The sequence below is a fragment of the Corynebacterium sp. L4757 genome (assembly GCF_043673995.1).
GTDB lineage: Bacteria > Actinomycetota > Actinomycetes > Mycobacteriales > Mycobacteriaceae > Corynebacterium.
In genome coordinates this window covers 91476-104052 of the sequence record NZ_JBIMEN010000003.1, presented here as the reverse complement: position 1 = coordinate 104052, position 12577 = coordinate 91476, and the positions used below count along the sequence as shown (strand labels likewise).

The 12577-nt window shown below is 57.1% G+C and carries 11 protein-coding genes and 1 tRNA gene; 6 read left to right on the top strand and 6 right to left on the bottom strand.

Annotated features, from left to right (window positions below):
* Positions 1-41: 41 nt before the first annotated feature.
* Entirely contained in the window at positions 42-1247 is a 1206-nt protein-coding gene (locus ACG98I_RS05230; RefSeq protein WP_394719142.1) for a YibE/F family protein, read from the top strand.
* Here ACG98I_RS05230 and ACG98I_RS05225 read toward each other — a convergent pair.
* Positions 1159-2487, bottom strand: a complete 1329-nt coding sequence (locus tag ACG98I_RS05225; protein ID WP_394719143.1) for a UDP-glucose dehydrogenase family protein — start codon at positions 2485-2487, stop codon at positions 1159-1161. The genes ACG98I_RS05230 and ACG98I_RS05225 overlap by 89 nt on opposite strands.
* A gap of 42 nt (positions 2488-2529) precedes the next feature.
* Positions 2530-3093, bottom strand: coding sequence for a dCTP deaminase (gene dcd, locus ACG98I_RS05220; RefSeq protein WP_394719145.1), 564 nt, complete (start codon positions 3091-3093; stop codon positions 2530-2532).
* Positions 3094-3144: 51 nt separating this feature from the next.
* On the opposite strand from dcd, the gene ACG98I_RS05215 reads away from it, so the two are divergent.
* Positions 3145-3215, top strand: a tRNA-Gly gene (locus ACG98I_RS05215).
* 44 nt (positions 3216-3259) lie between these two features.
* Here the strand turns inward: ACG98I_RS05215 and ACG98I_RS05210 are convergent.
* The 3 genes from ACG98I_RS05210 to ACG98I_RS05200 form a co-directional block, all read right to left on the bottom strand.
* The gene (locus ACG98I_RS05210) at positions 3260-3754 is read right to left on the bottom strand and encodes a hypothetical protein (RefSeq protein ID WP_394719146.1); all 495 of its coding nucleotides are present in this window, start codon (positions 3752-3754) and stop codon (positions 3260-3262) included.
* A 165-nt stretch (positions 3755-3919) separates the two neighbouring features.
* On the bottom strand, positions 3920-5608 hold the full coding sequence (locus tag ACG98I_RS05205) for a VanW family protein (RefSeq protein WP_394719148.1): 1689 nt from the start codon (positions 5606-5608) through the stop codon (positions 3920-3922).
* Between the two features lie 12 nt (positions 5609-5620).
* On the bottom strand, positions 5621-6805 hold the full coding sequence (locus ACG98I_RS05200) for a glycoside hydrolase family 3 N-terminal domain-containing protein (RefSeq protein WP_394719149.1): 1185 nt from the start codon (positions 6803-6805) through the stop codon (positions 5621-5623).
* Positions 6806-6866: 61 nt separating this feature from the next.
* On the opposite strand from ACG98I_RS05200, the gene ACG98I_RS05195 reads away from it, so the two are divergent.
* From ACG98I_RS05195 to ACG98I_RS05185, 3 genes are read left to right on the top strand one after another with little or no spacing between them, the layout of a single operon-like run.
* Entirely contained in the window at positions 6867-7379 is a 513-nt protein-coding gene (locus ACG98I_RS05195; RefSeq protein WP_394719150.1) for a universal stress protein, read from the top strand.
* Between the two features lie 9 nt (positions 7380-7388).
* Entirely contained in the window at positions 7389-7562 is a 174-nt protein-coding gene (locus tag ACG98I_RS05190) for a DUF2613 domain-containing protein (RefSeq protein WP_394719152.1), read from the top strand.
* A 39-nt stretch (positions 7563-7601) separates the two neighbouring features.
* Positions 7602-10538, top strand: a complete 2937-nt coding sequence (locus ACG98I_RS05185) for an alpha-(1->3)-arabinofuranosyltransferase family protein (protein WP_394719154.1) — start codon at positions 7602-7604, stop codon at positions 10536-10538.
* On the opposite strand, the gene ACG98I_RS05180 is transcribed toward ACG98I_RS05185, so the two are convergent.
* On the bottom strand, positions 10463-11554 hold the full coding sequence (locus ACG98I_RS05180) for an acyltransferase family protein (protein WP_394719155.1): 1092 nt from the start codon (positions 11552-11554) through the stop codon (positions 10463-10465). The genes ACG98I_RS05185 and ACG98I_RS05180 overlap by 76 nt on opposite strands.
* 32 nt (positions 11555-11586) lie before the next feature.
* Here ACG98I_RS05180 and ACG98I_RS05175 point away from each other — a divergent pair, with 32 nt between their 5' ends.
* Entirely contained in the window at positions 11587-12567 is a 981-nt protein-coding gene (locus ACG98I_RS05175) for a DUF3068 domain-containing protein (RefSeq protein WP_394719157.1), read from the top strand.
* The last annotated feature ends 10 nt before the right edge of the window (positions 12568-12577 follow it).

Here is a 12577-nt window from a genome sequence, read left to right as displayed (position 1 = left end):
TCTGCTGACCAAAAGGTTTTGTCACAGTAAGCTAGTCGCTTATGCGCAAAGGATTACTGGGGATGCTGGCTCTCGTCGGCATCGCGACCCTCGTCGGCTTAGTCTGGCTGTGGCCAAGTTCTACGTTTAAGGCCGGTGAAGATTTCCCCTTCAACCAGCCTAAAGTCACCGGCACCGTGACGGTGGTGGATAACCATCTTTGTGACTCGCAGCTCACGGGCCGGCCCTTGGAGTCCGCGCCGCTGATTCCAGCTGGTGACGGCGGCGACTGCACGCGCTCGCTGGTGGAGCTCGAGGATGGCACCCTAACCCAGCTCGTGCACTGGGGTGTGGCCGGCGAGCCGGAGCTCGAAGTCGGCGATGAGATTGCGCTGTCTGAATCCGCACAAGCAGACGGCAGCGTTTTATACTCCTTTGCCGATTATGAGCGCACCGGCAACCTGATTCTGTGGGGCGTTATCATCGCCGCAGTCATCGTCGCTATCGCCGCATGGCAGGGCCTGCGTGCGCTCATCGGGCTGGTCTATAGCCTGGGCGTGGTCTTCATCTTCCTCGTGCCTGGGCTCATGTCTGGTGAAAATCCTTTGTTGCTCGCCATGGTTGCGTGCGCAGCCATCGTGTTTGTTGCTGTCCCCCTGGTGCACGGCATCAATTTCAAAGCCGCATCCGCTCTCGGTGGCGTTCTCATCGCCTTAGGCCTGGCAGGATTCCTCGCGTGGGCCGCGATTGATTCAACCAACCTGCAGGGACTTTCCGATGACTCCAACCTCAAACTCCTGCTATATGTCCCCGGAGTTTCCGTCGTCGGCATCATGTTGTGTGGCTTTGTCATCGGCGCGCTCGGCGGCCTAAATGACGTTGCTATCGCGCAGGCCTCCACCGTCACCGAGCTGGCATATGCTCGTCCTGAGGCTGGCGTGTGGGAGCTTTTTGTCTCCGCTATGAAAGTCGGTCGCGACCACATCGCGTCGATGGTCTACACGCTCGTTCTGACCTATACCGGCGCGAGTCTGCCGCTGCTCATCCTCATCGCCGCCGCAGACCGCTCCATCGCTGATACGTTGAGCTCCGATATTGTTGCCACTGAGCTCCTGCGTTCCGGTGTCGGCGCGATTGCACTGACCTTGGCCGTGCCGCTGACCACGCTGATTGCAGCGCTTACTGTGTCAAGGAACGACCCAGTGCCTCCACAGTCCATCCCGCGGCATTCCAGGAAGCGACGTCGAGGACGTTACGTCCATCAATAATGTGCTTAGCTGCGACCAGCTCTCCAGTAGCTGCTGGATCTAGGTCGCGGAATTCTTGCCACTCAGTCGCTAGAATCACAAGCTCCGCGTCTTTAAGCGCTTCCGCAGCACTCTCCGCATACCCGAGCGTCGGGAAGACCTTGCGCGCATTATCCATGCCCTGTGGGTCATAAACAGTCACCGCAGCACCGCCCAGAGAAAGCGAGCCAGCAACTGATAGCGCCGGCGAATCACGCACATCATCAGAGTTCGGCTTAAACGCACAGCCCAGCACCGTCACGCGGTGGCCAAGTAGCGAGCCATTGAATGCACGCTTGGCCAAGTCCACTGTGCGGTCACGGCGGCGCATGTTAATTGCATCCACTTCGCGCAGAAAGGTTAATGCTTGGTCCGCGCCAAGCTCACCTGCGCGAGCCATGAATGCACGAATGTCCTTTGGCAAACAGCCTCCGCCAAAGCCTAATCCAGCGCCTAAGAACTTGCGGCCAATACGGTCATCATGGCCAATCGCATCCGCCAACGCAACAACATCACCGCCAGCAATCTCACAAATTTCAGAGACCGCGTTAATGAAAGAAATCTTCGTGGCCAAGAATGCATTCGCGGACACCTTAACTAGCTCTGCGGTCTGCAGGTCAGTGACCAGAAATGGCGTATCTTGTGCCAACGGCTGCGCATAGACCTCACGCGCTACTTCTTCTGCACGGGTTTCACCATCGCGCACACCCAGCACAATTCGGTCTGGGGAAATCGTGTCTTTGACCGCATAGCCCTCACGCAGGAATTCCGGGTTCCATGCGATTTCTACTGACGAATTCTCGCCTGCAAGCGAATCTGCCAACTCTTGTAATTCCGCAGCCGTTCCCACCGGGACGGTGGACTTACCAAAAATGACGTGCTCACCGGAAAGCATCGGGACGAGTTCCTCAATGACCGCGCGCACATACGTCATATCCGCCGCATATGAACCATGGCGCTGCGGGGTGCCCACGCCCAAGAAATGCACATTCGCGAATTCTGCAGCACGCGCATAGTCGGTGCCAAAAGCCAGGCGCCTCGAGTCCAGATTACGCTCAAGAACCTCTGGCAAGCCCGGTTCGTAGAAAGGCACCTGCCCGGAGGAAAGTGCCTCAATCTTGCTTTCATCAACGTCAACGCCGAGCACCTCATGGCCTAATTCGGCCATGCATGCTGCGTGCGTCGCGCCTAAATACCCGGTGCCAAAGACTGTCATTCGCATAAAGAATCAGCCTAGTGACAGAAGTTGAACCGAGGATTAACTTTATTGGAAATTCAGGTAGGACTTCGACGGCGTCGGACCACGCTGTCCCTGATACTTCGAACCCAGCGCGCCCGTGCCATAAGGAACTTCCGCTGGTGAGCTCATCTTGAACATCGCCATTTGTCCCACCTTCATGCCTGGCCACAGCGTAATCGGCAGGTTTGCCACATTCGACAGCTCCAGCGTGATGTGACCAGAAAAGCCTGGGTCAATAAAGCCCGCGGTCGAGTGCGTCAGCAGACCCAAACGGCCCAGCGAGGACTTGCCCTCTAGGCGTCCCGCCAAGTCATTCGGCAAGGTGAATTTCTCCAGCGTCGCGGCCAGCACAAATTCGCCAGGGTGCAGAACAAAAGGCTCATCGTCGGGGACTTCCACCTCGGTGGTGAGATCAGGCATCTCCAGCTTCGGATCAATGTGGGTGTACTTCGAGTTATTGAAGACCCGGAAATACTTATCGATTCTCACATCAACGCTCGAAGGCTGGATCAGCTCAGGCGCAAAAGGCTCGATGCCGAGGCGTCCTTCGTCGATGGCGGTACGGATGTCCTTGTCAGATAAAAGCACAATGATCACTCTACTATTAGCGAGTGCTAGACTGTACTTTCGTTAGAAACTGCCGGCGTAGTTTAGTGGTAGAACATCAGCTTCCCAAGCTGAGAGTGCGAGTTCGATTCTCGTCGCCGGCTCAAATTTTTTACCCGCCCTCAGCGCATATTTTCCCTCGCAAGGGCTACTTCTTCTGGCTCCCACGGCGAGCAACCATCTTCTCCAAACCCCACCAAATCAGCGGGGTAAAGGCGACTGCAATCAGCCAATATATAAGCCAAAAACTTCCAGCCTTCCCGGTTATCAAAATGCCGGCTGCAAGCATGAGGGCTGTCAAGAGGCAAGCTAGCAGGCACTTCCGAAACTGCTTCTTCTTATCTGATGAAAAGTTTGTGGACTGGGCCTTGCCACCAAACCTCTTATCAAGTGCAGAAACAATATCGAATCCGAATACCAGCGAGAAGGCGATATAGAAGGCAGCGAATCCATGCATGAAGTTGGCTTCGCCTGTCTCTTTGAGCGAGAAGTATCCGAACATCAGCAATAGCAGATCAATGAGCGGGGTGGCTGCTAGAAGCAGTAGACCGAGCTTCGGCAGCTTCAGAGCGTAGCGCACGACAAACCCGAGAATGAGGCACGCCCAGAAAGCACCTTCTGCAGCGACGGTCGCAACGAGCATGAGGCCCCTTCGGGTAGCGGCATAAGAAATGACGCCACGCAGTCTACCGACCAGGAGCAGATGGGGCTATCTTTCTCGCCTCCGGCCCCTCCATGACGTTGAGGGTATGACAAAACAGCGAAACCGGGCAGGTCAACAAAATGATCTGTCCGGTTAATGACTTAGTTAGCTACAGGTCACGATTGGCTGTGGGTCGTAGACGGTGGTCTGGGTTTCACGGCTGAGCTCGTTACCGGAAAGGTCGCGGATGATGCGGGTATCGGAAGTGGTGAAACCTGGTGCTCCACCGGATGGGGCGCAGTCATCGCCGGAGAGCTCAATGCGGTGAGGCTCGGTTGGAGCCCAGCGTCCATTGTTGACGGATTCAACATCCACGGTGTTGACGCCCATGAGTTTGACGGTCACGCTGCCACCGCCAACGCTAGTCTGAATCTGAACTGGGTAGTCAGAATCATTCTTAAACACCAGGTCAATAGCGCCCTCGTAGACGGTTGCCTCACGGCCCGCTGGGTAGCGGGAGATGTAATAAGAGTGCGGGGTGTGCGCCACATCAGTCATGCCCGCGAAGTAGGACGCGTTGTACAAGGTGGTGGCGAACTGCGAGATGCCGCCGCCAACGGCGGTACCAGCGTGACCATCAATGATAATGCCGGATTCCACAAAGCCTTGCGCGGTGCCGCGTGGGCCCGTGTAGCCATTGAGGGAGAACGTGTCACCAGGAGAGACAATCGCACCGTTAACCATCTGCGCGGTCAGCTCAATATTGCGACCGGATGCAGCGTTATAGCCGGAGGTCGTAAATTCACCCACGACCTCATCAAAGGTTGCGTTCTCTGCTTGCTCCGTGGTGAATTCTGCTGGCTCTTCCTCGTACTCAGCTTCCCAGGAGCGTGGCTCTTCGCCCAAGACACGGGCTTCGAAATTCGCCATGGTGGGTTCCCAATTGACGACTTCGCCATCGGCATGCGGGGTGACTTGCATCGAACCACCGGAGTAGGAAATCTGCGCGTTCTGCTTCTCGGTTTCGGTCTCTGCAAGTGGCTCAGCAAAAAGCTCCTGGGCACGGGCAACATCGACGGTGAGTTCCAAATTATCGCCCGCGCGCTCAACGCCCACAAAGCTGGAAATGGCGTTTTCATCCAAGGTTGCGGTGACATCATCGCGTCCGGTCAGCTCCAATGGCCCATCGAGAGCAGCCTTGGCTGGGCCATCGGCGAAGTCATCGACCTTGTCCTGGGTAATGACTGGCTCGACGTCTTGTGGTTCAACCTCAACGCCATCTGGATTGAGCCAATCGCTGGTGACATTGGCTTCTAGCTCAGCGCGGTCTACGCCTTGACCAAGTTCCGCGTCGACGGTGCGAACTTCACCTTCTTCGATGGCAACGGAGCCATCCTTGGCATCAAAAGACAGTTCATTTTCAATCCGGTTCAAGACCGGTTCCAAAGCTGCCTCATCAACATCTGGCTCGACGTCAATCTCATTAGGGCTGCCCACGAAAGCGGCAAGACGAGCGAAAGGATTCATGGAAGCCTCAGGAATTGAGTTCACGGCCTTTTCAAAGTCCAGCGACATGCCGGCCTGCTCAGGTACGAACTGTGAGGTTTCCTCACCGGCAGTCACCGTGACAGGTTCAGTGGTAGCGCCACCTAGCTCGCTTTCGAGCTTATCGATGGCCGCCTGCGGCTCCATACGCGAAATATCCACGCCACCCACGGAGGTCTTGCGCGGAGTCTTGCCTTGGCCACTGACCACATCGAGCGCATAGGCAACGCCTAAGATGACCAAAAGGCCAACAAGCAGCCCGGCGAAAATGGCCCACTTCTTCCCTGTCCCAGCTTTATTCACACGCATTAGGTTAATGCGTTAGCCCATGTTATCCAACCTATCCGCTACTCTTCCCGCACCAGATTGCAATCTATAAGGATGGATTTCGCCGGATTCGACCGCGCGAACACAAGCATCGATTACGGCGTTGACATCGCCTGCTGTGGACCATAATGCCACGTCAGCGCCCGCACCGAGTGCTTTGGGCACAGCTTGTTCAATGCTCATCGTATTAGAAATTGCCGCCATACCGGTCAGATCATCTGTGTAAGCAAGACCATCAAATTTGTGATGATTTCGCAGCAGTCCATAGGCGTGATTATTCACACTCGCAGGAGTAATGCCATCACCCAAACCTGGCACGACCATGTGTCCTACCATCACCGCGGTCGCCGGTGATTGGGCAAAGGCTTCCTCAAAAGGAATCAAGTCATGTGTAAACATATCGCCCAGTGGCGGTGTGACTGCCGACCCGTGGTGGGTATCGCCCGAAGCGCGGCCATGACCGGGATAGTGCTTGAAGACTGCTTTCACACCAGCGTTTTCTAATCCGCGGGCAAATGCCGCACCATAGTCACCGGCCAAGCGCGGGTCATTAGAAAACGACCTATCTCCAACTACTTCGAGGCCGCCGCCATCGACGTCAATCACTGGTGCAAAATCAACAGTAATTCCGTGTGCGCGCAGGCTCTGTCCGATTTCAAAAGCCTTTGCCTCGACCTGCTCCAGTGTCATCGTTGCTGCTAAAACACGTGGTGAGGGATGCGCGCCCAGGATCTCTGAGAAACGCTGCACGCGTCCGCCCTCAAAGTCGATAGCAACATCAAATGGCCGCCCGATTTCCTCACGCAGCGCATGCAGATCCCTCCCCGGTTGGGTCAGCAGCCCCGGATCCGCCCAGCTGGTGATGAAGATGCCGCCGACACCGGCTTCGAGTTTTGCCTTGGCATCGTCATAATTAACCACCCCCGGCATGAGCATGCTGGCTACTTGCTGGCGCACATCCACTGGCTCCGCTTCGGCTTCTGGCTCCGGAGTATTCGTTGGGGCAGCCGACGTTGAGGTCGCCGCTGAGGCTCCGGTAGTTGAGGAAGAGGTCGTTGAGGTCGTCGAGGATTCGGCCAGCTCTGACTGAGCTCCAGGCTCCGCTGCCCGCTCTGCTCCTGGCTCAGCGCAGCCTGCCAGCAGTCCTACGGCGATAATTGCTCCAACAATCCTTTTCATTGCTCCCCTAGTGTGCCGGAATAACCCCAATTTAGCGAACTTGGTGGTTACAATTGTGGCTATGAATAATGCACAAACCATGCTGATTGCTTATGACGGCTCGGAACGTGCCGTGCGCGCCATGGAATACGCTGCACGCTTCCTCCAACCTGGAACCGTGGAAATTTTGACCGCATGGGAGCCAGTTGCACGCCAGGCCGCACGCGTGGTGACCCGCACCGGCCTGCAACAGGCCGCGATGGAACCAGAAGCAGTAGAAGATGACCCGGCATATGAAGAAGCGCTCGCTATTTGCCGCGAGGGCGTGAAGGTCGCCGAAGATTTAGGTTTGGCGGGACGTGCCCATTTAGTAGAGTCTGCTACCACCATTGCTTCTGCTATCGTGGACGCGGCTGAAGAATTAGACGTCGATATTATTGTGACCGGCACGCGCGCCTTGAAAGGCTTCCGCGGTTGGTGGAATAATTCCACAGCAGAGCACATTGTGCGCCATGCTGGACGCCCAGTATTCATCGTCCCTCCGGAAAAGGGCGATGATGAGAATGAAGACGACGACCAAGAGTACTTCGAATAGGACAAAATTATGCCACGCACTATCGGACCGGCTATCGGCTCAGTCGTTGTGGGCATTGCCCTAGGCGTTGTCACCATCATTGGCGTTGCACAGTTCTCCGGGCAAGATACCGTTCCGGCAGGTCACGCCGTGCCTGCCGATGAAGCACTATTAGGTAGCCCCGAGTACGGCTCCCGCGAATAGTTGTATGTCCACATCATCGGGTGGGTTATTTGTGCCGTTGTGGCATGTGCCCAGCCGATTGGTTTAACCGCGGCGGATACCAAGCATGATTTAGCCGCTGACCCAGCTGGGTTTTTGGCGGGCGCGTTCTCGGTTTATTCAGATAATTTCACGCTCGGCCAGCTGCAGAATCAGGCCTATGGCTATCTCTTTCCGCAGGGTGCGTTTTTTCTTCTCACCGACTTCTTACCTGATTGGGTAGCTCAACGCCTGTGGTGGACGATTGTCCTGGGCGTGGGCTTTTCGGGTTTTGTCGTGCTTGCCCGCAAAGTGCTTTCCGCCCAGCCCGCATGGCTGGTCCTCGGCGGCTTGGTCTATGCGCTAAGTCCCCGGGCGCTGACTACGCTAACGGCGATTTCTTCTGAAACGTGGCCGGTAATGCTCGCTCCCTGGGTGGTGGCGCCCTTTCTGGTGCAGCGGATTACGTGGAGACACGTTGCCGCGGCCGTGGTGCCCGTGGCGTGCATGGGCGCGATTAATGCCACCGCGACGCTGGCCGCATGCGTACCCGCGGGCATCGTGCTCCTCTACCGCAAGCATTTTAAAGCACTTGGCTTGTGGCTGATCGGCTGCGCGTTGGTCAGCGCGTGGTGGATTGGGCCGCTGCTCATCTTGGGCCGCTATGCCCCAGCGTTTACTGATTACATTGAATCAGCGTATGTGACCACGCGCTGGCTCAATCTTCCGGAGCTGTTGCGCGGTGCTACCAGCTGGTCCTCCTTTGTGGACACCGAGCGGCAAGCCGGCGCACTGCTCACCAGCGAGCCACTCTTTATCCTGGCTACCTGTGCAGTCGCAGCAGTAGGTCTGGCGGGGCTCGTGAAGCTGCCAAAGGTCTGGACAGCGATGCTGCTCATCGGCATCGCCATCATGGGCACGCACCTAGGCGCCTACCTGGATTTCCTCGATGGCGCGGGCGCATTCATGCGCAACCTGCACAAATTCGATCCACTGGTACGTTTGCCGCTGGCTTTGGGCGTGGTTGCTGCAGTACAGATCCTCGCAACACGCCGAATGGCCGCAGCGCTATTGGTGGTGCTGGTGACACTGACCAGCACGGCACCAGCGTGGACGGGCCGGCTAATGCCGGCCCGTGCTTATGAACAGGTGCCGGATGATTGGCAGGCTGCAGCGGACTTCGTCAATGAACATGCGCAAGATACGCGCACGCTCATTGCGCCGCAGACTTCTTTTGCACGGCAAGAATGGGGCTGGACGCGCGATGAACCAGCCCAGCCGCTGGTGAAGACACCCCTGGCATTTCGGGATGCGATTCCGCTGATTCCAGCAGAAGCCATTCGCGGGCTCGATGGCATCATGGATGTGCTGCGCTATGACCCCGAACAAGGCGCAAAGGCACTGCAGCGCATCGGCGTGGGCGCGGTCCTCTACCGCCATGATCTGGAGAATTCCTTCACCGAATTCGACCCGGATGAGCTGCCTGGTGACAAGCATTCCTTCGGCGATGTCGAAGTCGTCTTGCTAGAGACTCAACCAGATATGCTCATCGCGGAAAATTCCCCCACCCGGGTCGCTGGCGGCGGCGAGGTGCTCGCCTTGCTGGATGCACTCGGCCGGTCCGGCCCGCGCGTGCTAGTCGATGAGAATGCAGAGATTGTCACCGATACCCCAGCATTGGTTGACCGCAACTTCGGCACGCTGGATGGCGCAGCCAGCGCGCAGATGGCACCGAATGATGAATCCACCTCAAATAATGTCGCGCGGGATTATCCTTCGGCAGGTCCTTTGACCATGGTCACCGAAGGTGACGTGAGGTTGTCAGCGGAGTCATCGGCAAGCGATGCTTCCAGCTTTGGCGGCGCCAACCCGGCGCGCTCGTTGACAGCGGCTGCTGATGGCAATCCGGAGACCGCCTGGTGGCCTGCGCCGGGGCATGTGGGGTGGATTCAGCTCGATGGTGATTTCCCGCAACCCGAAGTCACGTTGACGGCAACTGCGAGTACTGAGGTCACCATTCATGGCGCTGATGGCGCTAATGTCACCGTGCGGCTAGAGGCTGATACCCCGCGCACCGTAACGGTTCCCGGTGGTGCGACCGATTCGATCCGCGTGGAGCTGACCGAACGTGTCGGCATTGCAGAAATTGACCAGGCGAGCCGCGTAGTCACGGTACCGGATACCTCTCCGAACGTGCAGCAATTCCTCTTCCAGAGGCTGTTTTTGGATACGGGCATCATCATCCGCGAGTTCACCGCCCCGCGCGATATGTCCATGCAGCTGGATGCGGACAGGCAGCCGGTCATCATCGATGGCACTTCCTATGAACCAGGCGATACTGTGCAGCTGGATGCTGGCACGCACCGGCTGGAAACGCGCGCGCAGTGGGTAACTCTCACTGCGGATCCGGAGCAGGCTGCATACACGCCAACCGGCAAAACGATTAGTGCGGCTGATGGGGAGCGGCTGTTGAATACCGGGCGTGCGTTTAATGAAGGCCTGCGCGGGTTCATCGGTGATGTGGAATTAGAATCCCGTGAGATTGATGCCGCGAGCCAAGGTTTTATCATTCCTGCTGGGGTCGTGGGTGAATTCCGTATGGAGCATGAAGCCGCGGGACTTTATCGCACGTGGCTAATTATCGGCGGCATCGTTGGCATAGTCACTTTGATTGCGGCAGCTATCACGGGACGGCTGCGCGGCGAAAATGCACAGATGGATATGGGCCGGCCGTGGCTCGTCGGCATTGTGGCGCTGGCCTTGGTGAATTGGGGCTTCGCCCTGGTGGCTGGGGCCATGTGGGCGGTGGTGCGCTGGACTAATTTGAAACCGCAGTATCTGTCCCCGGCGTTGATGCTCATGGCGGGTGCGATGTTGGCGCGGGCACCGTGGCCATCGGAAGGCTATGCGGGTGATTCGCTCTTGGTGACTTCTTTGGCAGCTGCAGCAGTAGCGCTTCTCTTCGTGCCGCGGAAGTAGCGGCGAGCGGGTTCTTCCACCAGCTCATAGCAGGCATAAGACACCACGAGGGTAAAAGCGATGGTGAGAACTAGAATCAGCGTGAAGTGCCCGGAGAATACTGAAATGCCCGTCAGCGGGAACATCAAACCAAGCACAGCGACGTGCCAGAGGAAGATGGAATAGGAAATCTTGCCGAGGAATTGCCCCGCGGGGCTTTCCAACACACGCGAGGGCCCGCCCAGGGCATAGGGCAGCACGATGCATGCGGCAAAAGCTGCGCCCGCCAGGATGCGGCGGTTGAACTCATCGGGCTCAGGATGGGTTAGGCCTTGGGGTCCGAACCATTCGCGAGAGGCCACCCACATGATGACTATCGCGAGCACCCAGCCGATGGGGCGCCAATAGTTTTTTAAGAACACGCGGCCTTCGACTTCGGCGGCGAGCATCCCCACGGCAAACCAAGAAATATAGGAGGGCGGCCAAATCTGGAAGTTGATTCCTTCGCCATCGAAATTCGCTACAAAAGGCAGCCATGGCCAGGCGAAAGACACCACGGCGGCGGACAGAATGGCGGCGATCCGCTGGGGGCGGTTCAGGCTCCGGCACGCCAAGGTAATCAGCGGTAGCGCAATATAGAACGCGATTTCCACGCACAGTGACCACAGATGCGTTAATCCGGGCGCAAGGCCATCAGCGATGTAGATCTGCGTGGCCGTGAGGTTAGTAAGAATCTGAGCCACGTCCATGGAACGGGCTTCCGGAAATAGCAGGATGACCGCGATGACGCAGACCAGATATGCAGGCGCAATGCGCGCGGTGCGGTTACGGTAATACTGCGGATGCAGCGGACGACGCCATAGGACGAAGGCGGAAAGAGCGAAGAAGACAGCAACGAAGTAATCGAAGCGTTCGGCAAAAGCCCAGCCGGTGCCGGTCTGAAAAGACACGTGGGTGACAACAACGCCTAATGCAGCCACAGCGCGGATGCCGTCTAGGGCAGGAAGATGCTGCGGTAAAGTACTAATCGTTATCACCACCTGGCTTGAAAATGGATACCTTATATTAAATGCTGCGTACTCAATCTTCCCTGAAACTCACCGCGATCATTGCACTGGTGTGCTTGATTGCTGGTGCGGTTGCTCCGGCGCTCATCACGCAGCGTACCCGCCCGCTCTCGTTCAATGAGGACGTCTCAGTAACCATGGGACCCACCACCGCACAGGTTCGGGATTCTTTAGATGAAGAATTGGAATCCCGCGAGTTAGAAATTCGCCGGCACTCCACCACGGCAAAAGTGCAGGAAGATGATGCGGCGGCAGAGGCCACCAGCCAGATTGAAGTACTGCTCGATGACGAGGTAGCAGCCACAATTGATCAGCACTCGGTGCTCAACCGCGAATCAACATATCCGATGGCAGGCATAGATGCTACGCAGGAATTCTCGATCCGCGGTGCCACTCAAACCAGTGAGATTGAGGGCATCAACTACTTCTTCCCATCTCAAACTGAGCAGCGTTCCTATCCCTATTTCGATTCCTTGATGCAGCGTGCCGAACCAATTGATTACCTCACGGATGAAGAAATCGATGGCATTCCAACGTATTCCTTCCACCAGGAACGCACGGGGGTCAATGTCTCCTCCCTCTTTGATGATCAGCTCTTCCCGGCACGCGCGGGTGAGGTCTACTCAGATGCCGAACTGGCGCGTTATGACTTGGACGAAAACCAGGACGTAAATCTCAAACCTTATTATGACTTCAAGCGCACCATCTGGGTCGAACCAACCACCGGCCGGGTGCTCAATACCCATGAGGACATACAGGTGTATCTGGCGCAGTCTCCTGCAGGTGAGCCCAGTGAGATGCGCACGCTTTTTGCTGCTGAATACTCCTGGGATGAGGAATCCACGCAGCGCGCAATGGATAAGGTCCAGAATACTGTCATGGCCATTCGCGTGGCTGCGGTCATCGGGTGGGCACTAGCAATCTTCGGCGGCATCCTATTGCTGCTGTGCGCGTGGCGTTTTAGTAGGCAGCGTGCGAGCTAATCCCGAAAGC